At 65.6% G+C, this 26,708-nt stretch carries 19 protein-coding genes and 1 pseudogene; 12 read left to right on the forward strand and 8 right to left on the reverse strand.

The window, feature by feature from the left end:
• The first annotated feature begins 630 nt into the window (after positions 1 to 630).
• The gene (gene rdfA, locus NO364_RS07175) at positions 631 to 1,266 is read left to right on the forward strand and encodes a rod-determining factor RdfA (RefSeq protein ID WP_257628916.1); all 636 of its coding nucleotides are present in this window, start codon (positions 631 to 633) and stop codon (positions 1,264 to 1,266) included.
• Here rdfA and NO364_RS07180 read toward each other — a convergent pair whose 3' ends face one another.
• Positions 1,267 to 3,201 carry an archaea-specific SMC-related protein gene (locus NO364_RS07180; RefSeq protein ID WP_420191843.1) on the reverse strand — a complete coding sequence of 645 codons (1,935 nt, stop codon included), beginning with the start codon at positions 3,199 to 3,201 and terminating at the stop codon, positions 1,267 to 1,269. It lies immediately after the preceding gene.
• A gap of 298 nt (positions 3,202 to 3,499) precedes the next feature.
• Here NO364_RS07180 and NO364_RS07185 point away from each other — a divergent pair, with 298 nt between their 5' ends.
• Positions 3,500 to 4,312 carry an IclR family transcriptional regulator gene (locus NO364_RS07185; protein WP_257628918.1) on the forward strand — a complete coding sequence of 271 codons (813 nt, stop codon included), beginning with the start codon at positions 3,500 to 3,502 and terminating at the stop codon, positions 4,310 to 4,312.
• A gap of 69 nt (positions 4,313 to 4,381) precedes the next feature.
• Here the strand turns inward: NO364_RS07185 and NO364_RS07190 are convergent, their stop codons facing one another.
• The 3 genes from NO364_RS07190 to NO364_RS07200 all read right to left on the reverse strand — a co-directional run bounded on the left by NO364_RS07190 (position 4,382) and on the right by NO364_RS07200 (position 7,605).
• Positions 4,382 to 5,647: a Zn-dependent hydrolase gene (locus NO364_RS07190; protein ID WP_257628919.1), complete on the reverse strand. Its 1,266-nt coding sequence runs from the start codon at positions 5,645 to 5,647 to the stop codon at positions 4,382 to 4,384.
• A 123-nt stretch (positions 5,648 to 5,770) separates the two neighbouring features.
• Positions 5,771 to 6,187, reverse strand: a complete 417-nt coding sequence (locus NO364_RS07195) for a DUF3830 family protein (RefSeq protein WP_257628920.1) — start codon at positions 6,185 to 6,187, stop codon at positions 5,771 to 5,773.
• A 44-nt stretch (positions 6,188 to 6,231) separates the two neighbouring features.
• The gene (locus tag NO364_RS07200; RefSeq protein ID WP_257628921.1) at positions 6,232 to 7,605 is read right to left on the reverse strand and encodes a dihydroorotase; all 1,374 of its coding nucleotides are present in this window, start codon (positions 7,603 to 7,605) and stop codon (positions 6,232 to 6,234) included.
• Between the two features lie 233 nt (positions 7,606 to 7,838).
• Here NO364_RS07200 and uraD point away from each other — a divergent pair, with 233 nt between their 5' ends.
• The 3 genes from uraD to uraH all read left to right on the forward strand — a co-directional run bounded on the left by uraD (position 7,839) and on the right by uraH (position 9,836).
• Positions 7,839 to 8,342: a 2-oxo-4-hydroxy-4-carboxy-5-ureidoimidazoline decarboxylase gene (gene uraD / locus NO364_RS07205; protein ID WP_257628922.1), complete on the forward strand. Its 504-nt coding sequence runs from the start codon at positions 7,839 to 7,841 to the stop codon at positions 8,340 to 8,342.
• Positions 8,343 to 8,520: 178 nt separating this feature from the next.
• On the forward strand, positions 8,521 to 9,492 hold the full coding sequence (gene pucL, locus NO364_RS07210) for a factor-independent urate hydroxylase (RefSeq protein ID WP_257628923.1): 972 nt from the start codon (positions 8,521 to 8,523) through the stop codon (positions 9,490 to 9,492).
• Positions 9,489 to 9,836, forward strand: a complete 348-nt coding sequence (gene uraH, locus NO364_RS07215; protein ID WP_257628924.1) for a hydroxyisourate hydrolase — start codon at positions 9,489 to 9,491, stop codon at positions 9,834 to 9,836. Before pucL ends, uraH begins: the two co-directional genes overlap by 4 nt.
• 140 nt (positions 9,837 to 9,976) lie before the next feature.
• On the opposite strand, the gene NO364_RS07220 is transcribed toward uraH, so the two are convergent.
• Positions 9,977 to 11,128, reverse strand: coding sequence for an XdhC family protein (locus NO364_RS07220; RefSeq protein ID WP_257628925.1), 1,152 nt, complete (start codon positions 11,126 to 11,128; stop codon positions 9,977 to 9,979).
• Positions 11,129 to 11,358: 230 nt separating this feature from the next.
• On the opposite strand from NO364_RS07220, the gene NO364_RS07225 reads away from it, so the two are divergent.
• From NO364_RS07225 to NO364_RS18325, 5 genes and pseudogenes are all read left to right on the forward strand, one after another.
• The gene (locus NO364_RS07225) at positions 11,359 to 12,726 is read left to right on the forward strand and encodes a uracil-xanthine permease family protein (RefSeq protein ID WP_257628926.1); all 1,368 of its coding nucleotides are present in this window, start codon (positions 11,359 to 11,361) and stop codon (positions 12,724 to 12,726) included.
• A 178-nt stretch (positions 12,727 to 12,904) separates the two neighbouring features.
• Positions 12,905 to 14,239 (forward strand): 5'-deoxyadenosine deaminase, encoded by a 1,335-nt coding sequence (locus tag NO364_RS07230; RefSeq protein ID WP_257628927.1) that lies wholly within the window; start codon positions 12,905 to 12,907, stop codon positions 14,237 to 14,239.
• Between the two features lie 147 nt (positions 14,240 to 14,386).
• Positions 14,387 to 15,778, forward strand: coding sequence for an NCS2 family permease (locus NO364_RS07235; protein WP_257628928.1), 1,392 nt, complete (start codon positions 14,387 to 14,389; stop codon positions 15,776 to 15,778).
• Between the two features lie 180 nt (positions 15,779 to 15,958).
• Positions 15,959 to 17,188, forward strand: coding sequence for an MFS transporter (locus tag NO364_RS07240; RefSeq protein WP_257628929.1), 1,230 nt, complete (start codon positions 15,959 to 15,961; stop codon positions 17,186 to 17,188).
• Between the two features lie 169 nt (positions 17,189 to 17,357).
• A pseudogene (locus NO364_RS18325) lies at positions 17,358 to 19,023 on the forward strand (adenine deaminase).
• Between the two features lie 42 nt (positions 19,024 to 19,065).
• On the opposite strand, the gene NO364_RS07255 reads toward NO364_RS18325, so the two are convergent.
• Both NO364_RS07255 and NO364_RS07260 read right to left on the reverse strand, forming a co-directional pair.
• Positions 19,066 to 21,507 (reverse strand): xanthine dehydrogenase family protein molybdopterin-binding subunit, encoded by a 2,442-nt coding sequence (locus NO364_RS07255; protein ID WP_257628931.1) that lies wholly within the window; start codon positions 21,505 to 21,507, stop codon positions 19,066 to 19,068.
• Positions 21,504 to 22,052 carry a (2Fe-2S)-binding protein gene (locus NO364_RS07260; RefSeq protein ID WP_257628932.1) on the reverse strand — a complete coding sequence of 183 codons (549 nt, stop codon included), beginning with the start codon at positions 22,050 to 22,052 and terminating at the stop codon, positions 21,504 to 21,506. Before NO364_RS07260 ends, NO364_RS07255 begins: the two co-directional genes overlap by 4 nt.
• A 464-nt stretch (positions 22,053 to 22,516) precedes the next feature.
• Here NO364_RS07260 and NO364_RS07265 point away from each other — a divergent pair, with 464 nt between their 5' ends.
• Complete coding sequence (locus NO364_RS07265; protein ID WP_257628933.1) at positions 22,517 to 23,935, forward strand: amidohydrolase family protein; 1,419 nt, start codon at positions 22,517 to 22,519, stop codon at positions 23,933 to 23,935.
• Positions 23,936 to 24,001: 66 nt separating this feature from the next.
• On the opposite strand, the gene NO364_RS07270 is transcribed toward NO364_RS07265, so the two are convergent.
• Positions 24,002 to 24,451 carry a peroxiredoxin gene (locus NO364_RS07270; protein WP_257628934.1) on the reverse strand — a complete coding sequence of 150 codons (450 nt, stop codon included), beginning with the start codon at positions 24,449 to 24,451 and terminating at the stop codon, positions 24,002 to 24,004.
• Between the two features lie 1,517 nt (positions 24,452 to 25,968).
• On the opposite strand from NO364_RS07270, the gene NO364_RS07275 reads away from it, so the two are divergent.
• On the forward strand, positions 25,969 to 26,619 hold the full coding sequence (locus tag NO364_RS07275; protein ID WP_257628935.1) for a nucleotidyltransferase family protein: 651 nt from the start codon (positions 25,969 to 25,971) through the stop codon (positions 26,617 to 26,619).
• Positions 26,620 to 26,708 lie beyond the last annotated feature (89 nt).

A 26,708-nucleotide genomic window follows, 5' to 3' on the forward strand; every position in this document is an offset into this window, starting at 1 on the left:
TCACGTTGATACACTACCTCAGATGTTGATAATTCGAACATCACTCGTTCGCGAGAAACGGTCCATGATCGGGGACGGAAGACCGGTCAGCGGCAAAGAGCCGAATCGGACCACGGTTGCCGAAACGGTGATTCGCAGCGACGAACAGCAGTTTCGGTACGCTGCCGGGATTCCGAAACCGATCGAAGGACCCCGTTCGGAACGTGGGTAACCACGAGGCCCGATTTCATCGGACCCCCCTTCGACGAACCGCGAGGGAAACACGGATCGAATCGGTCGTCGTTCCCGTCGATAGGCCGGAGGGTATTTTCAGCGGGGTTCGGTATAACCAAACTATTCTCAACTTACATTTCCGGGGATATATATCGTAGATTTTCGGTAGCGGTCCGAGCAACGGACACGATGTGTGAGGGTCGAGCTATTGTGGGTGGTCGGAATCCAGCGATGCGGTCCGACCGTTCACGGTGATATGATTCGGAGTGGTGAACAATAAGCCGGATAGATCGTTCGATTCGTCCGAACACGCGAAGAGGATGGACGTTCAAGCCGCGATCGTCTCGTTCGGTACCATCGCGCTACCGAGGCATGTTGCATTTATTTTATATACTTGGATCACGCATCTCGCGTGCAGTGACTGACGACGAGCACTCCGACTCGGAACGGAAATCGAGCAAAGTGGCCCGGCTGATCAACGAGTACGGCCTCGGCGACTCGTTCGGTGATACACTCGAACGGCTGTGGACCGCCGATGGTGACCAACGTGAGAGTCTCCGCGATCTCGCGGATCGGTTCAATCGGCGGCTCCTCGAGACGAACCTGCAGGCCGCCGGCGCGTCGACCGTCGACGGGGAACTCGAAAACCTCTATCGCCTCCTCACCGACGACGACGTGAGCAGCGGGATGCGGACGGAAGCACGTGCACGCCTCGAACGCGAGGGTGTCGAGATCGATCGGCTCGAGCGTGATTTCGTCACGTACCAAGCTATCCGGTCGTACCTGACCGAGTATCGTGGTGCGGAGTACGAACGACCATCCGAGAGCGAACGAGCCGATTCCGTTATCGAAACGATCCAACGTCTTCAGTCCCGACTGCGATCTATCGCCGAGGAAGGCTTGGAACGATTGCGCTCGACTGACAGACTCACGCTCGGTCGCTTCCGCTTGTTCGTCGACGTGGATGTCCTTTGTGAGGAGTGTGGGGCCCAGTATGGCGTCGTCGAGTTGTTCGAACGGGGCGGCTGTGACTGTGACCCCGACGAAGAATAGCTAGATCTCCGTCACTTGCGTGTGGTTGTCGTCGAGCGCCTGTGCGTCCTCGGGGAGCAAGGCGACGACGAGAAACTCCGCGTAATCGGCAACGTATTCGACTAGTGTGGCGATGCGCTCGGAGTCGATCGCCTCCAGCGAGTCCAACAGCATGAACGGCACCGTCTCGTACACTTCGTGGACGAGATAGCCCGCGAGTGCGAACACCAAACCAGTTACCTCGCGTTCGCTCTCCGAGAGGTGATCGATCGTATCCTCGAACGTGGCGCCGCTGTCCGTACTCCGGACGATATGGAGTTCGAACATGGTTTTCTCGACGTTCCGACGACCCTCGCGAACGGTGCGTTCGACTCGCTCGATCCAGATTCGTTCGAGGTTCTCGTAACCGAGGATATCGAGCACGGTCTCCATATGATCGTTGAACTCCGTGACGGCGTTCTCCTCGATCCGATCGATCTGCGTCCGGAGCTCTCGAAGCTCCGTGTTGATCTCGTCGCGCTGGGAACGGAGTTGCTCTTCCTCGGTCAGTCGGTCTTCGATGCTGCTGATCCGTTCCGTCACATCCTCGAGGTCGGATTCGAGTCGACCGAGTTCGAATTCCAACTGGTTCGCTTCTTTGTGTAGTCCGAGGATATCGTCGAAGTCCTCGGTCTCCAAGGTCTCGATTTCCGCTTCGAGGTCCTCGATGTCGCCGTTAAGTTGGTCGCGTTGCTCCCGCAGCGTCTCGAGTTGTGTTTCGCGATCCTCGATTTCGACCTCGATGTCGTCGAGCGTTCGCTCGAGGGTTTCCTTGCGCTGCTGTTGTTCCCGGTACGTCTCGCGTTCCTCTTTCAGTTGACTCAGCTCGGATTCGAGCGTCCGGATCGTCTCGAGTTTCTCCTGTCGAATCTCCCGAAGTTGGTCGAGCGTGGTCGTGATTCGATCGGTCTCGACGGAGGTACCGCAGGTCCAGCAGACCACCGTCTCGTCGACGAGAGCGTCCGTCACGGCACCATCCTCGTCGTCCAAGTGTTCCGTGACGACCCCGGTCTCCTGGAGTTGATCCTCGTTGAACTGGATGACGTCTTGGAGATCACTCACCTCGCGTTCGAGTGTCCCGATTCGCTCCCGCAGTCGCTCGATCTCCTGGTCGAGTTCGGCGTGTTCACCCATCGGCTCGTCGGGGAGCTCCTCGAGGTCGGTCTCTATCTCCCGCTGCTCGGCCGTGAGCGACTCGATGCTGTCCTGCTGGAGATCGATATTCGAGCGAACCCGCTCTAGCTCCGATCGCTTCTCGCGCAGATCGTCGAGTCGTGATTCGAGTTCCTGTTTCTCCGCCCGTGTCTTGTCGATGTCGGCGTCCAGTGCTTCGATCTCCGCCTCTTTGTCCTCGAGCTCCGCACGCTTCGTCTCGATATCGTCTTCGAGACGGCTACGCTTCCTTTCGAGTTCCGGTAAGTCCCCCTTCAGATCGGCGAGGGAGTCGAGATCGTCGTCGATCCGGGATTTCTCGCGCTCGAGTTCGCGAATCTCGGTTCGAATTGCTTCGGTGTCGACCGGCCGCATGATCAATTCCCGCAGGTCATCTCCCCTCGCGACGAAACGGCGGGCCTCGTTAGATTCCAACAAAAAGGCAAAGAGGTCCGCGAATTCCGGATCGTCGAGAAACGGCTCGCCGCCGATCGTTACGGATCCGTTCGTCCGTGTGAACGTCCGTCGGTAGCGCTCGTCACCCACGGTGAATTCGACCTGCCCCTCGTCGGCGTCAGCTTTGAGAGAGGCGTCGTCGCTCCCCATGACCGCCATGATCGATCGGAGCAGCGACGTCCGGTTCGTCGCGTTCCGCCCCGTCAGAACCGTGATCCCGGGTTCGAACTCGACGCTCGTCTCGTCGATCCCGCCGACGTTCCGGACTTCGATCCGGCCCGTCCGTCCCAGCAATTCCGTTTCCATCACCGTCAACGTAGAACTGACAGGGTAAAAGCGTTGTCGTGAACGACGAGGCCAGACTTCCATAACAAACATAATATTGTTACATCGGCCATCGGTGAGGCACCCGTTCGCGTTTGTATTTCGAAAACACTTCGGCGTGAAACGCGGTGCCGTCACGGGGGATTGCGGATCTATGCAGAACACGACGATCGGGCGGCGTGGACGTGTTCACGCGTGAACGAACGGACGTGTCGTCCCGAGTCGTTGCTCGACCGTTTTCGAGAGGTGAACGATTAAGTGACGTCCCATTCTACACGGAGCTATGCCACCTGATTCGAATCCCGAGGCGTCACCGCGAACGCTGAAAACGGTGGAGCGAACGACCCGGATCATCGAGGCCCTCGAGACGCTGGACGGCGCTGGAGTCACGGAGTTGGCCGATCACCTCGGTATGTCGAAGAGTTCGGCGTACCACTACCTGACCACCCTCAGACAGGAGGAGTTCGTGGTCAAGAAAGGCGACCAGTACGAACTCGGCCTCCAGTTGTTGCTCTCCGGGGAGTACGTCCGAAACCGCAACCTCCTGTACCGGTACGGGAGGGAAGAGGTCGAGGAACTGGCCGAGTCGACCGGCGAGTACGCGAACCTCTTTACCGAAGAGCACGGCAAAGGGATCAATCTCTACAAGGTCCGCGGCAGCGACGCCGTCGGAAGCGGCTACCAGACCGAGAAACTCCAGCGGCCCGATCAGCTCCACTGCACGGCGACGGGGAAGGCGATTTTGGCGTTCCTGCCCGAGGACGAGCGTGAGGACATCCTGGATCTGCACGGACTCCCGGAACGGACGGCCAACACGATTACTGACCGGGACGAACTCCTCGAGGAACTGACCACGGTCCGCGACCGGGGCTACGCGTACAACGACGAGGAGGAAGTAGAAGGTCTCCGTGCCGTCGGGGCGCCGGTCATCGACCGCGACGACAACGTTCTCGGTTCGTTGAGCGTCGCTGGGCCGACTAGCCGGTTGAAAGGCGAGGCGTTCGACGAGGAACTCCCCGAGGAGGTCCAGCGCGCGGCCAACGTCATCGAGGTGAACATCAACATGGCGACCCACGGGACCGATTCGCGGGGCTGACCGGCACGCGGGGCCGGCCTGCGTGGGCGTTTTCATGCGACAAACGCGTGCGTCGCTCGGTGTCGGTCCTCATTCGCGCGCCAGTCGCGCCAATCCGGCCGTCAGCACCCGTGTCGCCGTCGCACAACTGCTCCAGTCCGTCCACTCGCGGGGGCTGTGGGAGAACCCGCCCCGTGACGGCGCGAACAGCAGTCCCGCGTCGGTGACGCTCGCGACGTGCATCGTGTCGTGACCCGCACCCGAGTGGAGGGTCAAGGCATCGACGTCCGTCGCGGCCGCCGCGTCCCGAAGCGCAGCCGTACACCGGTCGCTCATCGCACTCGGTGCGATGTCGTACGGCCGTTCGAGCGTCGTCTCGACGCCGCGCTCGGCTTCGAGCGTCGAGAGGCAGCGCCGGACGCGTTCGACGATTCGCTCCATCGACCCGTACTCGACGTCCCGGACGTCAATCCCCAGTTCCGCGCGACCCGGGACGACGTTGATGGCGTTGGGCCAGACGTCGAGGCTCCCGACCGTTCCGACGACGGTCTCGCCCTCCTCGGCGACGACGTCGTTCGTCGCTCGCTCCACCTCGAGGACGAGTTCGCTCGCGGCGGTCAGGGCGTCCGTCCGCTCGGCCATGGTCGTCGATCCCGAGTGGTTCGCCTCGCCCTCGATCTCGACCGCACACCGGATGGTGCCCGTTATCGCCGAGACGATGCCGACGGCCGTGCCCGCGTCCCGGAGGCGCTCCCCCTGTTCGACGTGGAGTTCGAGCCACGAATCCCACGCGCTCGCGTCGAGGCGGCCGGTCCCCCGAAAGCCGATGTCGGACAGTGCCGCTTCGAGGCTCACGCCGGCGTCGTCTTCGAGAGCGAGGGCGTCTTCGACGCTCCGCTTGCCGCTCGCCACCGACGAACCGAGGACGCCGTTGGAGAACCGCGCGCCCTCTTCCTCGGTGAAGCAGACGACTTCGATCGGTCGATCGAGGTCGGCGTCGGCCCCCTGCAGCGCTCGCACGGCCTCCAGTCCGCTGTAGACGCCGAGGACGCCGTCGAAGATGCCGCCCTCGGGGACCGAGTCGAGATGGCTTCCACACGCCACCGCCCGCACCGTCGGATCGACGCCCTCGGGCACCCACCGTCCCGTGACGTTGCCGACGGCGTCGACGCGAACGTCGAGGCCGGCGGCGTCGAGTCGGTCGACCAGGTACTCCCGGGCCAGCCGGTTCGCGTCCGTGCCGGTCAGGACGGTTCGACCGTGACCCTGGTCCGTCGGAACGGCGCCGAACTCCGCGTTCGCCGTGATATCCTCGCGGAGGCGCTCCTCGCTTACACGCTGGTGTACGGACTTCATGCTGCCCATGCTCTATCGCCCCTTGCTGACGCTCCAATGTTAATATACCGGCGCGTCGTCCGTTCCACGGCCGCACACGCCGCTCTCGCCGTCACGCACCGAGTGGTTCGGGGAGTCACCGGCCTACCGCTCTCGGACGACGATGTCCTTCGCGCCGGTCCGTAGCGTCTCCTCTTCGAGTTCGCGGAGTTCCTCCCGCGACGCGTCGAGGCGTGCGACGTGGTTGCCGGCGAGTTCGCCCGCGGGGCTCTTGAAACACGTCGGACCACAGGGGACGAGGATCTCCTGTTCGTTTCGATAGCCCGGATAGAGCAGGATGTCACCCCGCGACGGGTAGACCGTGTGGTTCTCGCGTGGGATCTCCGGGAGGTCGATTTCGTCGATGTTGATCCACGTCGCGTGACCACTCCAGCGGACGTGCATCAGTTCCGATTCGAGCGGGAGGAAATCCCGGAGTGCTTCGACCGATCGAGGCGCTTCGTCCTCGAGCAGGTCGGCTACGAACACTTGGCCGTCGACGTCGAACTCTAACTGCGTCACGTCCGCCGCAACGACGGCGTTCGGAATAAAAGTTCCGTCGCCCCCTACCCCCAGTCCGGCACTTCACGCCGCAGGAACGTGCCGTGCCCGGGATCGGCGACGATATCCCCGTCGTCGGCGACGAGCGTCCCCCGCACGAAGGTCCGTTTCACTCGGCCCGTCAGCGTCCGTCCCTCGTACACCGAGTAGTCCGCGTTCGAGTGGTTCCGATCCGCCGTGATGGTGTACGTCTCGTCCGGATCGAAGACGACGAGGTCGGCGTCGGCACCGGGTTCGATCCGCCCCTTCCGCGGGAGGCCGAACGTCCGCGCCGGATTGCGACACATGAGTCGGACGAGATGGGAGTACGAGAGACCACGCTCGTTGACGGCCACGTCGTGGAACACGGGAAGACTCGTCTGGAGGCTGTTGATCCCGAACGCGCTCTCCCACCACGGTCCGCCCTCCTTCCGTTCGCGGGGCAGGGGGACGTGGTCGGTCGAGACGACCGAGAGCGTCCCGTCGTGGAGCCGGTCGAAGAGGGCGTCGACGTCCCGGGAGGTGCGGAGCGGCGGGGCCATGATCGCCCGGTTCCCGAGCCGTTCGTACGCGTCCTCCGTGAGCGCGGTGTAGTGTGTACACGTCTCCGCACGGACGTTCGAACCGTCGGCTCGCACCGCGGCGATGGCCTCTGCCGCCGCTTCGGACGTGGTGTGGACGCCGTAGTACTTCGCGTCGGCCGCGACGGCGAGGCGGGCGACGGACCCGGCCGACATCGCTTCCGCGTAGTCCGGGCGTGACCGCGGGTAGGCCGCCGTCGACTCCCCACCCGGTTCGGCTTTCACCGCCGCCGTCCGTCGCTCGCAGACGGAGTAATCCTCGGTGTGGACCATCCCGACTGCCCCGAGGTCGGCGAGTCGACGGAACACCTCCCCGATAAATCCGTTCGAGAGTCGGATGTCGTCGGTGGTGAAGAGTTTGAACGAGGTGACGCCCGCGTCGACGAGTGCCGGCAGTTCCTCGAACACCGCCGGGGACTCCCGTGTGATGACCGGGTGGACGCCACAGTCGACGAGCGGTGCCGCCCCGTCGCGGTGCCGTTCGACGGCGCCGGCGAGTGTCCCCTCGTCGTTCCACTCGCCGTCGTCCCAGCCCTGCCACGCGAAGGTCAGGAGGCTGGTGACGCCGCCGGCTGCGGCCGCCGCCGTGCCGGTCTCGTAGGAGTCGACCGAGTTGTAGCCCGCGAGGTGGGTGTGTGGGTCGACCACGCCCGGCAAAACGAGGTTCCCGTCCACGTCGATCCGTTCCTCGGCGTCCGGAAACGCGCCCTCGTCGCCCACGCCGACGATGGTTCCGTCGTCGATGGCGACCGAACCCTCGAACGTCGACTCGGCGGTGACGACCGTCCCACCGACGAGGACGGTATCGATCACAGCCACCGTTGTTCACCCCGCCCCTCGACGCCGGTCGAGTGCCACCCGCGAGGGGCGGGAACCGTCGTCGGCCCGGCGACCCATCTCGGTCCGTTCGCTGTACCGATCATGACCCCGACTACTCGACACCCGCTCTTAAGGATTGTTCCGCTCCCGTCGACGCCACCACGTCGTCGGGAGAGCCGTTCCCGGACGCGAACGAGAATTTAAGTGGGGAGCGATCCGACCCGAGAACGACGATGAGCGAACGTACGATCGAGGAATTGAACCGGGCGGACAGGGGGACGTTCGTCGACCTCCTGGGCAGCGTGTACGAACACTCCCCGTGGGTGGCCGAGCGGTCGTGGTCCGACCGGCCCTTCGAATCGATCGACGACCTCCACGGGACGATGAAGCGGGTCGTCGAGGACGCCGACAGGGAGCGCCGACTCGAACTCCTGCGGGCACATCCGGACCTCGGAGAGCGAACCGAGATGACGGACGCCTCAGTCGAGGAACAGGCCTCCGCCGGACTCGATCGGTTGACTCCGGAACAGTACGAGGCGTTCCAGCGGCTGAACGAGCGGTATCGGGACGAGTTCGGCTTCCCGTTCATCATGGCCGTGCGGGACGAGACCCCCGACGCCATCAGGGCGGCGATGGAGGAACGGGTCGAACACTCCCGACCCGAGGAGTTCCGGACCGCCATCGACGAGGTTCACACCATCGCCCGCCTACGTCTCGACGAACGCTTGGAACCGTAGCGATGGGGCCGCTCACGACGGGAAATGACAACCAAACTCCAAAAAGAATTTAACCGAGCGTATGAACCTGGGTGGTAGACGGTGACAGTCGCACTACGCCGAGGCAGGTTTTGCGGTCCGGAGCATAGCGATCGCTGCACGCAGCAGGGATGACCGACGGCGACACGACCGACAACCCATGACCGACGACCCACGAGACACCGACGACCGGACGATGAGCTACGGAAAGAAACACGTCAACGTCTACCGGACGTACGCGACCCCGTTGACGGGGCTTCGCGAGATTCCCGAGTCGACGTTCACCGGCAAACCGAACACGCTCTTCGGGATGGAAGTGCGCGCCCAGGTCGAGGGCGAGGAGTTCCTCCCCTCGTTCCGGGACGGCGACAACACGAAGGTCGTGGCGACGGACTCGATGAAGAACTTCATCCTGCACCACGCCGGTGATTACGAGGGTGCGACCGTCGAGGGCTTCCTCCATTACGTCGGCTCGGAGTTCCTCGACACCTACGACCAGATGGAGGCGGTCCGGATGTCCGCCGACGAACTCCAGTTCGACGAGCGACCCGTTCCGGACGGTGAGGGTGGCTTCGAGCCGAGCGATCTGGTCTTCCGCGTGTCCGACAACGAATCGGCGTACGGCGAGTACTACCTCAGACGCGAGGACGGCGACGTCGTCATCGAGGACCAGCAAAGCGGCGTCACCGGCATCGAACTCGTGAAGGTGAAGGACAACTCCTTCGTCGGCTACGTTCAGGACGAGTACACCACGCTCCCGGAGCGGGAGAACCGGACGCTGTACATCGGCCTCGACATCTTCTGGACGTACGACGACCCCGAGGCCGCGTTCGGAGACGACCCCGAGGAGTACGTACCGGCCGAACAGGTCCGGGACATCGCTCAGGTGGTCTTCGACGAGAAGGACGTCAACTCGATCCAGGATCTCGTCTATCAGATCGGGCTCCGGATCCTCGAACGCTTCCCGCAGCTGGCCGAGGTGAACTTCGAGTCTAGGAACCAGACGTGGCTGGGCGTGCGAAAAGACGACCTGGAGGGTGACGCGAAAGTGCTCCGGGAACCGCCCCGCCCGACCGGCTTCCAGCGGTTTTCGATGGACCACAGCGACCTCGAGGAGGAACGGACGACATGACCGCCGGATTGACCACTCACGTACTCGATACGAACCGCGAGGGACCGGCGGAGGGCGTCGGAGTGACGCTGTACCGACTCGACGACGGTGACCGCGAGCAGGTCGCGTCGGCGACGACGAACCACGACGGCCGGGTCGACGAGCCGTTGCTCGACGCCGACGAAATCGAGGCCGGAACGTTCGAACTCGTCTTCGGCGTCGGGGCGTACTACCGTGAGGGTCCCACGACCTCGACGTTTCTCGACGAGGTGCCGGTGCGGTTCCTGATCGACGACCCGACCGAACATTACCACGTACCCTTGCTGCTCTCCCCCGGTAGTTACACGACGTACCGGGGGAGTTGAACGGCGACCTGGACCGTCGCCGTCCGTCCACCGACCCCGGAACGAGTCGACGACTCGACGCCGTCCGGTCGGCGGTGACCGCCTCGGAGCCGTTTTCGAACGGGACCACGGGGCGACGTCCCCGAGAAGTCGAGCCGACGCTACGTCCGTTCGGTCCCGAGTCGCCCGTGGATCGGACCCTCCCTGCGTTTCAGTCGCGTGCCATCGCGGCCGTTGCTCACCGCGAGGGCCTCGCTCACGATACTGAGTGCGATCTCGATGGGTTCCCCGCCACCGAGGTCGAGACCGACCGGCGTCGCGAGACGGTCGAGTTCCTCGCCGACGATCGCGTCGGCGTCGTCCCGCAGTCGGTCGAACCGGTCGCGCGGTCCCATCAACCCCACGTACGGAACGGTCGTCTCGGACAGGAGTGTCTCGACGGCGATCCGGTCGTCGACGAGGTTGTGGGTCATCACGACCGCATACGTGGACGCGGGGGTCCCGACGCTCTCACCGACCGTCGATGGATGACCGGTTTCGACGCGATCGGCGTTCGGAAACGCCGCCGGTCCCCGCGCTCCGCGCGGCGAGTGTACGATCACCTCGAATCCGGCGTCCGAGCCGACGCGCGCGACCGGATGGATATCCGGCTGACTGCCGACCAACAGCAGTTTCGGGACGGGTTCGAGCCCGTCGACGAGTACCGACGCCGTTCCCCGCTCCGTCTCGACGTCGACCGTCGCCGCCCGCTCTCGGCCATGAACCGACGAGACGGTGGGATCCACGCCGTCGAGGACCGCTTCCGGGATCGGCTCGCGATCCGCGACCGCACGAGCGGAACCGTCCTCGCCCACGTAGGCGCGTGCACCCACGGGGAGGTCGGGTATCGTCGAGTCGATGACCGTCAGTACCGTCACCGGCGTTCCGGCCTCGAGGTGGTCGAGCGGGGCTCGCCAGCTCGCGTCGAGTGGTTCGACCAGCACGTCGATCAGTCCGTTACAGCCGAGGCCGATGCCCCAGGTGTCGTCGTCGTCCTCCAGCAGGTCGAACGTCTCCCGTCGCGGTTCGCCGGCATCGAGTACCGCCATCGATAGCTCCGTGATCGGCTCCTCGAGACAGCCGGCGGTGACCGCACCGGCCGGCGTTCCGTCGTCACCGACGAGCATCTTCGCGCCGGGACGGCGGTACGCGGAGCCCTCGACGTCCGCCACGGTGACGACCACGCTACGGGCGTCGCGTTCCAACTCGCGTCGTAGCTGTCCCCGTAGCTCACCGGACGTCACGCTCCACGGGTGTTCGCTTGTGTCGGCCATACCGTCGGGTTGCACGGCGGCGGGTTTATAGATACTCCCGTTCGGTGTCGGGGGCCCCACGCCGACCCGACGTCGCCGAGCACGCCGACGGTGTCGAAGTCACGACTACCGGTCCCTCACCCGGACGGTCCGTCGGCCGTGTGGATCGAAAATTCGTTCCAAGATAGGATGAAAAATAGTGTCTTGATAGAAGATTTTAATTATTAGAAGTCGCATTGGTATGTCGAGACATGCCTGGAAGCACAGACGAGGGAATAGACCTCGCATACGGTCTCGAAGAGAAGCCGCCGTTAGCGAAGTCGTTCCTGCTTGCTCTCCAACACGTATCGGTCATGATCGTCCCGTCGACCGCCGTCGCGTTCATCGTCGCGGGATCCGCGGGATTGGGCTCCGGGGACACGACGTTCCTGGTTCAGATGGTGATCCTCTTTGCCGGGGTGGCGACCGTCGTTCAGGCCTACACCGTCGGCCCGGTCGGCGCGAAACTCCCGATCGTCATGGGCACGAGTTTCGCCTTCGTCGGTGCGATGTCGTCGATCGGCGCCAACTCGGGCCTCGACGTCGTGTTCGGCTCGATCGTGGCGGCGGCGGTCGTCGTTCCGTTCCTGTTGGGCTGGCAGTTCAAACGGCTCCAATCGTTCTTCCCGCCGCTCGTTACGGGACTCATCGTCGTCATCATCGGGCTCTACCTCGTCCCGGTCGGCATCCAGTACGCCGCCGGCGGCGTCGGTGCCGAGAACTTCGGCTCGATGCAGAACCTCGGGCTCGCCGGACTGGTCCTGTCGATCGCCGTCCTGTTCAACCTGCTCTTGAAGGGAGTCTGGCGGATGTTGAGCGTCATCATCGGGATCAGCGTCGGCTACGTCGTCGCCATCGCGTTCGGCGTCGTCGACTTCACGCCCTTCTACGAGGCGGCGTGGATCGCGGTCCCCACGCCCGGTCGGTTCGGGTTCAGCTTCGAGTTCATCCCGCTTTTGACCTTCGCGTTCCTGTTTCTGGTTTCGGGGATGGAGACCATCGGCGACATGTCCGGAATCACCGCCGCCGAGGGGCGCAACCCGACCGAGAAAGAGTTCCGCGGCGGCATCTTCGCCGACGGGTTCATCAGCGCCCTCGGAGCGGTCTTCGGATCTTTCCCGCAGACGTCGTTCTCCCAGAACGTCGGGATCATCAACTTCACGGGCGTGATGAGCCGCCACATCGTCGGCATCGGCGGCGGGATCCTGATCGTGCTCGGACTCGTCCCGAAGATCGGCGCGATCGTGACGACCATCCCCTCCGCCGTCTTCGGCGGTGCCGTCCTCATCATGGTCGGCATGGTGGCCGCCAGTGGCATGCGGCTGCTGTTTTTGAACATCGAGATGAACCGTCGGAACATGGTCATCATCGCCACGGCGCTCGGACTCGGACTCGGCGTCGCGACGGTGCCGGACGCACTCTCCGGGCTGCCGGCCGGCGCACAGACGTTCTTCGGCGAACCGGTCATCGTCACCGGCCTCGTGGCGCTCGCGCTGAACACGTTCGTCCCCGGCGAATCCAGTCCGCTGTTCGATCGGACGGACACCATCCCACCCATCTCCGAACCCGTCGACGACTGAGTCCCGGCGGGGTGGACGGGGGTCCCCCTGCACGGCCTTCCACTCGGGGTTCCGTCCCCGTTTCGTGGGTGTCGACCGCTCGGCCCAACCGATTCGCGATCGGTCGCCCGGATGGCCGACCCGCCCACGCCGTCCGCCAGGAGAACGCTTTTGTTCCGTGACTGCTTTCGAGTTATGTATGTTGCTGACTGGGACCGTAGTCGCGGACGCGAACACGGTGTTCCACGACGGGGCGGTCGTCGTTTCGGGGTCACGAATCGAGGCGGTCGGTGAGCGATCCGAGGTCGCGCCACGGTACGCCGACCACGAACGCCACTCCTACGACGTCCTGTTGCCGGGGCTCGTCGGCGGGCACATCCACTCCGTCCAGAGCCTCGGTCGGGGGATCGCCGACGATACCGAACTGTTGGACTGGCTGTTCGACTACGTCCTCCCGATGGAGGCCTCGCTCTCGGCGGCGGAGATGGAGATAGCGGCAAAGCTGGGATACCTGGAGATGATCGAGAGCGGAACGACGACCTGTGTCGATCACCTCTCGGTCGCTCACGCGGACGAGGCCTTCGAGGCGGCGGGCGAGATCGGTATTCGCGGCGTCCTCGGCAAGGTCTTGATGGACCAGCGCTCGCCCGACGACCTCCGCGAGGACACCCAAGAGGCCCTTGACGAGTCCGAACGGCTCATCCGGCAGTACCACGGCTCGTTCGACGACCGCATCCGCTACGCCGTGACGCCGCGCTTTGCCGTCTCCTGTTCCGAGGAGTGCCTTCGCGGCGCTCGCGAACTGGCCGACGCGTACGACGGGGTCCGGATCCACACCCACGCCAGCGAGAACCGGAGCGAAATCGAGACCGTGGAGGAGGACACCGGGATGCGAAACATCCACTGGCTCGACGAGGTCGGCCTCACCGGCGAGGACGTCGTGTTGGCACACTGCGTGTGGACCGACGAGAGCGAACGCGAGGTACTCGCGGAGACGGGCACGCACGTCACGCACTGTCCGTCCTCGAACATGAAACTCGCCAGCGGCATCGCCCCGATCTGGGACTACCTCGACCGCGGCATCAACGTCGCCCTCGGCAACGACGGCCCCCCGTGTAACAACACGCTCGACCCGTTCACGGAGATGCGCCAGGCGAGTCTCCTGCAGAAGGTCGACCAACTAGACCCGACCGCGACCCCCGCGAGCGAGATATTCGAGATGGCGACGATCAACGGGGCGAAAGCCGCCGGGTTCGACGAGCTCGGCGCGATTCGGGAGGGCTGGCGCGCCGACATCGTGGGCCTCAGTACGGATCTCACGCGGGCGACGCCGCTACACGACGTGCTCTCGCATCTGGTCTTTGCCGCCCACGGCGACGACGTCCAGTTCACGATGGTGGACGGCACTGTCCTGCAGGAAGATGGTGAGGTGACCGCCATCGACGCCGAGGCGGTCCGTCGGGACGCGTCGGAGGTCGGCCTCGACATGGACTTGGAGGAGGCACGGCGATCCGCCCGGAAACGGAAACCCTGAGAGCGGTGCGACCGGCGCGTCTCGTGGCGTCAGGGAGGTGACCCCCCGCTTAACCCCCGTGAGTCGTTGGTTCGGAACCGCTCGGCCGGGCGAGGGCGTTCATCCGAACCGAAAAATTTTTCCGGATAGTGGAAAACTGACCCATGGATGACAGACACTAGCAAGAGTCAGTCACGCGTAGCGTCGTTCTTCGAGTTCGAAGAACACGGCACGGACTTGAAAACCGAACTCGTCGCCGGACTCACGACGTTCCTGACGATGTCGTACATAATCGTCGTGAACCCCGCGATCCTGTCGGCGGCCATCTCGATCGAGGGATACTCCGACGGCCAGGTGTTCCAGATGCTCGCCATCACGACCATCCTGGCCGCCGCCGTCGGGTCGATCGTCATGGCGCTGTACGCGAACCTACCGTTCGGTCTCGCACCCGGGATGGGGCTGAACGCATACTTCGCGTTCACCGTGGTGCTCGCGCTCGGAATCCCGTGGCAGACCGCGTTCGCCGCGGTGTTCGTCGAGGGGATCGTCTTCATCGCGATGTCGTCGATCGGGGCGAGACGGTATATCATCGAGTTCTTCCCCGATCCCGTGAAGTTCGCTATCGGCGCCGGGATCGGCCTGTTCCTGTTACTGCTCGGCCTCATCGAGATCAACGTCGCCGTCGCGGACGAGGCGACGCTCGTTTCGCTCGGCAGCGTCGCCTCCGATCCGGTCGCCCTGCTTGCCCTGGCCGGGGTCGGGTTCACCATCTTCCTCTACGCCAAGGGGATCACCGGCTCGATAATCCTCGGCATTCTGACGACGGCGGCCGCCGGCTGGGGGTTGACCTTCGCCGGCGTCGTCGGCGGGGGCGTCCTCACGCCGGAGAGCATCCCGCCGCTCCAATACGACATCACGCCGCTGGTCGGGGCGTTCCTCGACGGCTTCCGGAACATCGAGCCGATCTCCTTTGCCATCGTCGTGTTCACCTTCTTTTTCGTCGACTTCTTCGACACCGCCGGCACGCTGATCGGCGTCTCGCAGTTCGGCGACTTCCTCGACGAGGACGGGAACCTCCCCAACATGGAACGGCCCCTGATGGCCGACGCCATCGCGACCACGTTCGGCGCGATCGTCGGCACGACGACCGTGACCACCTACGTCGAGAGTTCGACCGGCGTCGAAGAGGGTGGCCGGACCGGTCTGACCGCCCTCGTGGTGGCGCTGCTGTTTCTGGCGTCGCTCGTCGCCGTCCCGGTGGTCGCTGCGATCCCGACGTACGCCTCGTATCTCGGACTCGTCCTGGTCGGCCTCATCATGCTCCAGGGCGTCACCGACATCCGGTGGGAGAGCGTCGACTGGCTCGTTCCGGCGGGGTTGACGATCGTCATGATGCCGCTCACGGCCTCGATCGCGAACGGTATCGCCGCGGGGATCATCAGCTACCCCATCGTCAAGGTTGCCCGGGGCGACTACCGGTCCGTCCACGTCGCCCAGTGGATTCTGGCGGCGTCGTTCGTCCTCTACTTCTACGTCACCGCCGGCGGTGTGATGGGTTGAGACGGGTCGTCGTCCCCCCCAGCGACGGCTCGCCGGCGCCGCCCGCAGGCAGCCACCCTCCGACCGCCCCGCTCCACCGTCCGTACGCCCCGATGTGACGGTGCCGGCGGCTCCACGCCGGAAGTATAACGCACCTGATACGGGGGTTTTTGATCACGGCGCGGGACGATGCGAGCGCGAATGTCTTCAGAGCAGCGCATCGAGATCCCGTGGTCGTCCGCCGCCTTCCAGACGGTGCTCGCCTGTTCGCTCATCGGCGTCATGGGCGTCCCGCTCATCAGTCCAATCCTGCCGGAACTCCGGGGCGTGTTCGGTATCTCCGATACGCAGGCCGGCCTCATCATCACGGCCTACACCCTCCCCGGCGTGTTTCTGACGCCGTTCATCGGCCTCCTCTCGGATCACTTCGGTCGGCGACCCGTCGTCTTGCCGCTTCTCTTCCTGTTCGGCCTGGCCGGCGCGGCGATCGGCTTCGCCCCGCCCTTCGAGGTCGTGTTGCTCCTCCGCCTCCTGCAGGGGGTCGGTGCGAGCGGGCTGATGGTGCTGGCGATCACCCTCATCGGCGACCTGTACGACGGCGCACAGCGTCACGCGGTCATCGGCGTCAACGGGAGCGCGATCGGTATCGGCGCGGCGACGTACCCGTTGATCGGCGGTGCCCTCGCCTCTGTCGGCTGGAACGTCCCCTTTGCCTTCTTCGGAATCAGCCTCGTCGTCGGGGTCGTCGCCCTCTTTTCGCTGACCGAGCCGTCGATCGATACTCCACCGTCGTTCCGCACGTACGTCGAGCGCCTCGCGTCCGCGGCGCTCGTACCACGGGCACTCGGGCTGTGGGTCGCCGCCTTCTTCACCTTCTTTCTCTTCTACGGCGGCATCCTCACGACGCTATCCTTGCTTCTGAGCGACGTCTACGGACTCGCCGCCGGAGAGATCGGATTGCTGTTCAGCATGGTGTCACTGGCCAACGCCACCATGGCGTCACAGTACGGCCGGGTGTCGCAGGTACTCCCCGTCAAACAGCTCATCGCGCTTGGGTTCGTCGGTTTCGGGGTCAGCCTGCTCGGCGTCCGGATCGCCGGATCACCGGTCGCCATCGGCGCGATGCTCGTCTGTTTCGGCCTCGGATTCGGCGTCGTGATGCCCTCGCTCGACACCACGACGGCCGGACTCGTCTCGGGCCAACTCCGGGCAAGCATGCTCGGCGTGCTGACGAGCATGCTCTGGCTGGGACAGACCGTCGGTCCCGTCGTGTTCACCGGCGTCGCCCAGAACGCGTTCGACAGTGCCGTCGCAGGCTACCGATTCCTGTTGTTGTTCTGGGGGGCGGGCGCGACGGTCGGCGGGCTGGGCGTCTTCGCCTATTTGACGCTAAGAACCGGGGCGGCGACGCCCCACACCGAGACGTCGTGAGGGCCGTCCCGGGCGGGGTCACCCGTATTCCCTGCGTCGGCCGCGAGAACATCCCGGGGCCGTCACCGAGCCGAACCACTTTTGATCGACGGCGACAGCCACTCACTATGCGACGTCTTGACACGCGAGTCGAAGCGGCGGCCGCCACGCGTCCGGGGGACCGATACCGATGACCGAACGGGTCGACACGCTCGTCCGCGGCACGCTGGTGAACGTCCACACGGGATCGCTCGAGGACGGCGCCGTCGCCGTCGACGACGGCGAAATCGTCGCGCTGGCGGAGCGTCCAGCCGAGCGCACCCTCGACGCCGGCTACGTCGCCCCCGGACTCGTCGACGCCCACATGCACGTCGAGTCGAGCATGGTGACGCTGCCGGAGTACGGCGACGCGGTCCTGCCCCGTGGCGTGACCGGCGTCATCCACGACCCACACGAAATCGCGAACGTGTTGGGAGAGCCGGGGGTTCGCGCCGTCGTCGAGGACGCGGCGAACACGCCGCTGAAGGCCCGGTTCACCGTCCCGTCCAGCGTGCCGGCGTCCTCGCTCCAAGACGCCGGGGCGACGCTCCCCGCGGCGTCCGTGGCGTCGTTGCTCGACCTCGATCCCGTCGTCGCGCTGGGCGAGGTGATGGACGTTCCGGGACTGCTCGCCGGTGACGACGAGGTCCACGCCAAAATAGCGGCCGCCCGGGAGCGTGGGCTACCGGTCGACGGCCACATGCCCGGCATCGACGGCGCGGCCCTCCACGAGGCGGCCCGGTATCTCGACACCGACCACGAGAGCATCACGCTCGCCGAGGCGCGAGCGCGGGCGGATCTCGGGATCCGCGTCTACCTGCGCGAGGGCTCTTCGAGCCGGAACCTCGCCGACCTCCTACCGCTGGCCGACGCGGTCGACACCCGGCGGCTCTCGCTCTGTACCGACGACCGGGAGGTCGTCGACCTCGTCGATCGTGGGGGCGTCGACTTCGCGGTCCGGAAGGCGATCGAGGAGGGTGCCGACCCCGTCGAAGTCGTGCAGATGGCGACGCTCAACACCGCCGAGAGCTACGACCTGCCGTTCGGGCGGATCGAGCCCGGCGCGCCCGCCGACCTCGTGTTGCTCGACGACCTGGAGTCGTGGACGGTCGCCCACGTGATGGTCGACGGCGAACTCGATCCCACGACGACCGAGCGGACCGGGACCACGAACTTGGCGACGGACACTGTCGAGTTCGACCCGGTCTCGGGTGCTGATCTTGCGATCGAGACACCGGCCGAACTCGGGAGCAGAGTTCGCGTCCGCGTCATCGACGCCGTCGGTGGGCTACAGACCGACGCCATGGACGCCACCGTTCCCGGTCGAGGCGGGCGTCGCGGTCCCCCCAGGCGACGAGGACGTCGTCTCGCTGGCCGTCATCGAGCGTCACGGTCGCGGCGGCGGTATCGGACGGGGTTTCGTCCACGGCCTCGGCCTGCGCCGCGGCGCCGTCGGCTCAACCGTCGCCCACGACGCCCACAACTGCGTGGTCGCGGGCGCGGACCGAGACGCCATGGCCCGCGTGGCCAACCACCTCCGCGATATCGGCGGCGGCATCGCCGCCGTCGATCCGGCGACCGATCGGACGGCGACGCTCCCGCTTCCGGTCGCGGGACTCATGTCGGACGCCCCGATCGAGACGGTGTACGAGGGGTACGAGCGGGTCGAGGCGCTCGCGACCGACCTCGGACTGGTCGAGAGCGGTCTGATGGAACTGTCCTTCCTCGCGCTAGAGGTGATCCCGACCTATCGCCTGACGAACAACGGGCTGGTCGACGTCGAGGCGGGCGAGTACGTCGACGTCATCCGTTCCTGACCGGGGCATCACGACGGCAGAAACACGGGCGCGACGGGGCGCTCAGTCGTCGTCGAGTGCGGCCCTGATCTTCTCCGGGGTGATCGGCATGTCACCGATGCGGACGCCGACGGCGCGACGGACGGCGTTGCTCAGCGCCGGCGGAACCCCGTTGACCGGGATCTCGGCGACCGACTTCGCGCCGAAGGGGCCGGTCGGCTCGTGTGTCTCGACGATGACGGAGGTCATCGGGGGCTGATCGGCCGTGGTGGGCATGTCGTAGTCGCGAAAGCCAAGCGTCTCCGGCTGGCCGTCCTCGTCGAATTCGATGCCGTCGCCGGTCGCCAGTTCGTAACTCATGTGCATCGCGCCCTCGATCTGTCCCTCGACGAGGTCGGGGTTGAGCGCCACGCCGCAGTCGACGGCGTACACCATGTCGTGAATCTCGAACTCGCCGGTCTCCTCGTTCACCGTCACGTCGACGAACTGCGCGCCGAAGGGTGGCGGCGACTCCTCCGTGCAGTGGCTCGCGTCGCCCATCACGTGGGCGCGCACCTCGTCGCCGTACATCGACTCGTACCCGATCTCTTCGAGCGAGACGGACTCGCCGGTGATCTCCGAGACGACCGAGCCGTCGTCGACGGTAAAGGCCGACTCTGGCTCGTCGAGCATCCGCGAGGCGAACTCGAACAGCATCCCGCGGGCGTCCTCCGCGGCCTTCTTGACCGCCTGGCCGGTGATGTACGTCGTCGACGAGGCGTAGGCCCCGTGGTCGAACGGCGAGATGTCGGTGTCCGACGGCTGGACGAGCACGTCCTCCGGAGGCACGCCGAGCACCTCGGACGCGATCTGTGCCATCACGGTGTCGGCCCCCGGTCCGATGTCGACGGCGCCGGTCTGGAGGATGAAGGAGCCGTCCTCGTTCATCTTGATGTGTGCCGCGCCGAGTTCGTCCCCGGGGACGCCGCTGCTCTGGATGGTCAGTGCCATGCCGCAGGCCCGGTGGAGGTGGTCCGCGTCGGGTTGTTCGACGTCGTCCCACCCGATCGTCGCCCGTCCCTCGGCGATACACTCGTCCAGGCCACACGAGCGGATGCGGCGGCCGTACTCCTTGTCCTTGAGGATGCCGGAGGCGACGTCGAGGTCGCCCTCCGAGATCACGTTCCGCGAGCGAAGTTCGATCGGGTCGAGATCGAGTTCGTGGGCGATCTCGTCCATGTGTCCTTCGACGGCGAGGTGGCCCTGCGGGGCGCCGTAGCCACGGAAGGCCCCCGCGATGGGCAGGTTGGTGTGGACGGCGGTCATCTCGAAGCGGATGTTCGGCGTGTGGGTGTACAGCGGCAGCGGCTTCTTGCCGACGGCACTGGCGACGGTCATGCCGTGGGGACCGTACGCGCCCGAGTTGGTGACGGCCTCCATGTCCAGCGCTTTCAGGTCGCCGTCGTCGGTCACGACGCTCCGGAGTTCAACGCGGGCGGGCCGGCGGTTGCGGACCGCGTGGAACTGCTCGCGCCGCGTCGTCTCGACCATCACCGGCCGGTCGGCGGCGTCCGCGAGCGCCATCGCGAGTGGCTCGACGATCATCCCCTGTTTCGAACCGAATCCGGCGCCGATCCGCGGCTTCGACACCTGAATGTCCCGGATCGGCACGTCGAAGAGATGCGAGAGCTGTCGGCGCGTGTGGTAGGGCACCTGCGTGCTGGAGATGAGGTGGTACCGGTTGTCCTCGTCGCGGTGGGCGATGGTCGTGTGCGGTTCGGGCACGCAGTGGGACTGGTAGGGCGTCTCCCACTCCGTCTCGATCACCGTCAGGTCCTCGCGGTCCTCGGCCTCCGCGAAGGCGGCGTCCACGTCGCCGATTTCGCCCGACATGTTGGCCTCGACGTTCCGCTCGTAGTCCGCGCCCGGCTGGAGGTTCTCCACGTCGTCGGCGTCGTGGATCTGGGGCGCGTCGGGGGCCATCGCGTCGGCGGTGTCGAAGACGGCGTCGTGCTCCTCGTAGGTGACGTCGAGCTTTCGGGCGGCCCTGCTCGCGGTGTCCTTGTCCTCGGCGACGACGGCGGCGATGGGATCACCGACGAAGCGAACTTTCCGGCGGAGCACCCGGAGGTCCCAAGGGGAGGGCTCGGGGTACGACTGACCGGCGGAGGTGTAGGGTTTATCCGGGACCTCGGGGGAATCGGGCGTGACGACCGCGTAGACGTCGTCCATCGCCTCGGCCGCGCTCGTGTCGATGTCCGTCACGACGCCGTGTGGGATGTCGGAGCGGACGACCTTCGCCTCGGCCAGATCCGGGAACTCGCGGGCGTAGTCGGCCGCGTACTTCGCCTCCCCGGTGACGATCTTTTTGGCGTCGTCCTTCTCCTCGCGGTGGGAGACCGTCCGGCGCTCGTCCGGGGCCTTCCGGTTGTTCGGCGCCTCGTCCCACTCGACCGGGTTGGCGTCCGCTATCTCCGCGGTGTCGGCCGTCTCCTCGTCCGGCTTCGTCTCGTCGGTCCGGCTCATTCGTCGCTCCCCCCCTCGAAACAGTCACAGCCACCACAGGTGGCGTCGGTGGCGACGTGGCCGCCGTCGGCCGCGACGTCCGCCTCGCCGGCCATCCGGGTCGAAGCGTCCTGCACCGCGTCGATGATCTTCTCGTAGCCCGTACACCGACAGAGGTTCTCGGAGAGCGCGTCGCGAATCTCGGCCTCGTCGGGATGGGAGTTCTCCTCCAGCAACACTTTCGAGCGCATGATCATCCCCGGAATACAGAACCCACACTGGAGGGCGGCGTTGTCGACGAACGCCGACTGTACGGGCCCCAGATCGTCCTGCGTGCCCAGGTTCTCGATGGTCTCGACCTCCGCGTCGTCGAGTTGGCTGACCGGTCGGATACAGGACTTGACCGGCTCGCCGTCGACGATCACGGTACAGAATCCGCAGTTTCCAGTGTCACAGCCGCGTTTCGCACCCGTGTACCCGTTGTCCCGGAGGACGTCGAGCAGCGTATCCGAGCGCGCGGCCTCAAACGTTACGTCGTCGCCGTTCAGCGTGAACTCAATTTCCATGCGTATCTCCGTTGAATGTTGATCGCGGGGACGGTTCACGGATCCCGGACGGGACGCCGGGCCGTCGATCCCCGTGAACGGGGTCCGGGCGGACGGTCGAATTCTGACTCCCGATGCCCGGCATGTTAATTCCTCGCAAGAGGTACAATCGGCGAGTCAGACTTAAAATTTTCCATCGGATATCCCGGTCCCGGGCGGACGTGTCCCCGTCTGTAACCGGACGCCTGCGGCGTGTCGGTAGCCACCTCGATCCGGTGGTGCCCTCTATACGCCCGCCACCGGTTCGGACGTGGCGACCGGCGGGATCACGGCTCCACAGTCGCGTCCCATGACCCGGGGAGGCGACATTTATGTCGCCACGGGGTCAACCCTGTCGTCGTGGAATCCGTACACTCGAACCGGCGGGGCGACGACGTACCGAGGGACGACGGTGACTGCGGGACGAGTCGAGGGAGGCGGGACGGATGACCGACGTACTGGTCACCAACGGGACGGTCCTCACGCAGGACGCGGACCGTGATGTCATCGACGCCGGCGCCGTCGCCGTCGCGGACGACAGAATCTCTGCGGTCGGGTCGGCCGACCGACTCGAAGCCGAGACGGACCCGGACCGGATCATCGACGCCGACGGCGGCGCGGTGATTCCCGGATTGATAAACGCACACACCCACGTCTCCGATATCCTTCTCCGCGGAGCGTTCGATGCCGACCGAGGGCTGTACGACTGGCTGTTCAACGTGAAACAGCCCGCCCTCTCGGTGATGGACGCCGACGAGCACGCACTCGCGGCGCGGCTGTACTGCGTCGAGGCCATCCGGTCAGGGACGACCACGTTCGTCGAGAACGCGACGGCCCTCGACTGGACCGACCTCGAGCCGACACGCCGGAAACTCGCTGTCTACGACCGACTCGGCGTTCGGAACGTCTACGGCGCCGGGCTCCGGGACCGCTCCCCGGACGAGGAGTTCGAACGTCTGTACGGTGTGATCACTGACGACGGCGGCGGCTCCGTCCACCCCGGCCCCGACGCCCTCGTCGTCGGGACCGAGGACGGCCTGGCGGACGCCGGTTCCCTCATCGAGACGTACCACGAGCCGGCGGGTCGGCAGTCGGTCTGGCCGGCCCCGGCGACGCTCGCAACGACGACACCGGAACTGCTCCGCGGCGCGTACCGTCTCGCCGAGGAGTACGACGTGATGACGACGGCCCACGTCGCGGAGGCGGAAGCGGAGACGAGAGAACGCGGAGCGATATCGAGCATCGAGTACCTCCGCAACGTCGGCTATCTGGGCGAGCGCGCACTGCTCGGCCACTGTGTCCAGACGAACGACCGTGACGTGCGACTGCTCGCGAAGACGAACACCCCGGTCGTACACAATTTCCGGGCGAACATGCGGCTCGCGACTGGGTTCGCGCCCGTCGTCGACATGCTCGGCCGCGGCGTCACCGTGTGTCTCGGGACGGACAACACGATCCTGAACGACACGGTCAATCCCCTCTCCGACGCCCGCGCCGTCGCGACCGCACACAAGGGGTACCACCGCGACTCCGGGGTAGTCCCCGCGGGGACGGCGTTCGACTTGGTGACGCGGGACGCCGCCGAAGCGATCGGACGCGCCGACGACCTCGGGTCGCTGGAACCCGGCAAGCAGGCCGACCTCGCGGTGATCGACCTCGACCGACCACACCTCACGCCCGCGCCCGATCCGGTACACGCACTCGTCTACGGCCTCCAGGGGGGCGAAGTCGAGACGGTCCTCTGTGCCGGCGAGGTCGTGATGGAGGATTGGGAGTTGCCAGCGCTGACCGACCCCCTCCCCGAACTCCTTTCGACGGCCGAACGCACGGCCGCCGACGTCGTTCGCCGGGCCGACATCGAATGAGCGGAGCCGATCGCCGCCGAAGGTCGGGCGCAACCGCGTCGCTCAGGCCAACGCCGTCCACCGACCTCACCCGTCGACCGCGATGTCCTCGTCGACGAGGTCCTGCAGGACGTCGCGGGCGTGTCCCGTCGGCTCGACGTCGCGGTAGACGCGCTTCACCTCGCCGTCGGCGAGGACGTACGTGACGCGGTCGGCGGTTCCGCCCGCGACCGTGACGCCGAAGGCGGCCGCGACCGTCCCGTCGGGGTCGGCCAGGAGGTCGATATCGAGACCGTGTTTCCGGCGGAACGCGGCGTGGCTCTCGGCGTCGTCGGTCGAGATCCCGTAGACGGCGACGCCGGCGTCGCGATACGCCGTCAGTTCTTCGTCGAACCCCTCGGCCTCGACGGTACAGCCCGGTGTGTCGTCGCGGGGGTAGAAGTAGAGCACCGTCGGTTCGACGAACGAGAGCGTCACCGGCGCTCCGCTGTGATCGGTCGCCCGTACCTTGGGTGTGTCGTCGCCGACTTGCAACATGCCTATGCGGGCGAACGGAACCCATTTAGAGGTTCGTGTTCCGCCTCTGCGGGTCCAAGGCGGCTCCGTCTCGCCGACGGAAGCGACAAAACGACCGGACGGCGGCAACGACCGCGGTTCGGAGTACCGCGACGAATGCGTCCGTTAAAAGTGAACACACTACCCGTCGATGGACTGTTCGGAAATCACATGTGAGACGCGCTTTACGGGTCCAGCGACCGATCCCCGTTCGGTCCGTGCGGTCGTCGGGTCGACGGAGGCCGGTGACTTCGACACACCGAAAGCGTTCGCATATCGAGAACGAAATCGCCGGCCGGTTCGCCGTCTCGATACGGCGCCAAACCCGGATACGGTCGCCCGGCGGCGGCGACTCCCAGTTAGATATAACAAACATATTGTTGTTATTTGAGTGCGGTCCGTGACCGGACATCGATCCGGGCAGTCGCGTTCCGGACACGAGTTCGACGGTGGCCCGACGCCGTCACATCGGCCGTCGCTCGGATCCGCGAGTCCGCGTTCGGCCGAGGTACACCCGTCGACCCGACGTCGTGTCCGGGCCAGCCGACCACGGGCCGCCGACCGACCGGCGACACCGACGGTGCGATGGTCCGGAGCGTCGTTCACCGCTCCCCGTCGCACCGACCGACCCTCCCTCCGATGCGCCCTCACCGAACCCATAGCCGGCGTTTTCGTTTCGCGTACGTTCGACGCCGGAAGATCGCGGCGTCCACCGGGCCCCCTGACCGGTCGGCCGTCGAGGACCGTCCGATCGTGGTGTCGGGGCCGAAAGATAATTACGCGAAGGTGAGTCACTCGGAGTGTCCGGCGCGCAGCATAACGCGTATCGATCCACGACGTCCACGCGGATGTCTCCCCGTGGGATCAGACACCTGTCGCGATCCAGTGTTGCGTCGAACCGGACGTACCGTCGATCAATGGCCTGAGATCCGGGACGGCCATCGAAACGGCCGAACGCCGTTCCGATGGGGATTCCCCGTCCCGACGTCTCCGTCGCCGTCGTCCGCACGCGTCCGGCGACGGCTTCGGGGGATTCGAAGTACAGTTTGGATTTTAATTTGATCTAATGGCATTATCTCTGGTAGATACTCAGGATCGCATCGCTCGACCCGTCCGATGACACCACAGCGTGCCTCGATAGGGTCCGATCGGGGTTTTCGGGTACGCCTTTCGGGATTCACTGTCAGTTGTCACTAATATTTCCGATTTCGGATGCGTTCGGTCCGGAAAGCCGTATCCGACACGTAAACGCCCAATTCGACTCGTGTTCGACAGTGCCCCGATCTATCAAGAATCCCGCGTATTGCGTATCGTATAATATTTGAAGGTATTGTGGATATCTTATAGTAACGGGGATTCGCACCGTAACTGATCGAACTCGCAACGCGCCAGTCCGTGGGCGCGTCCCCCGAGAGCCTGGCGCACGGCCGAGACAACGGGGACCGGAACGGCTAAGTGAACTTCTCCGGTCTGTGGTACCGACGCTACGAGGTGATCACGTGAGCGAGTCGGGGCTCCCGCTGTACGACCGAGAGGACGTCCGTGCGGCACTCGAGACCGGAAGCGCCGCTACCCCTCGCGTAGCCGGTGTGGTGCTCGCCGGGGGGCGGAGTTCCCGGTTCGGAGACGAGAACAAGTTACTCGCGAGCCTCGACGGTGAGCCAGTCGTTCGACACGCCGCCTCAACCTTAGTCGACGCTGACCTCGCGGACACCGTCGTCGTGTTGGGTCACGAGGCAGCGGCCGTTCGCTCGGCGGTCACGGATCTCGATGCCCGGTGTGTGATGAACTCGGCGTACGAACGGGGCATGTCGACGTCCGTGGTCCGCGGAGTGCGAGCCGTCGCGAACGCCGATGCGGTCGTGTTCCTCCCCGGCGATATGCCGCTGGTGGCGTCGGACACCGTGGGGCTACTCGTCAGCGGCTACCGGGCGGGAATCGGGACGGCACTGGCCGCCGCACACGACGGTCGTCGCGGCAATCCGGTACTGTTCGGCCACACCCACTTCGAGGACCTCCGCTCCCTGGACGGTGACACGGGTGGGCTGCCGGTGTTGCTCGACGGCACGGACAGCGCGCTCGTCGAAACGGGTGACCCCGGGACTCGACGGGACGTCGACACGGGGGCGGACCTGGATCGCTTGCGGTGAGTGGTCCGGGCGTGCCCTGCCCCCGTATCAGAGTCCGCTGCGGCCCGTCGCTACCGCGGTCGGAATGCAACACCCAGCAACACGCGGTA

It is taken from the genome of Haloplanus salinarum (assembly GCF_024498175.1).
In the GTDB taxonomy this organism is placed as follows: Archaea; Halobacteriota; Halobacteria; order Halobacteriales; family Haloferacaceae; genus Haloplanus; species Haloplanus salinarum.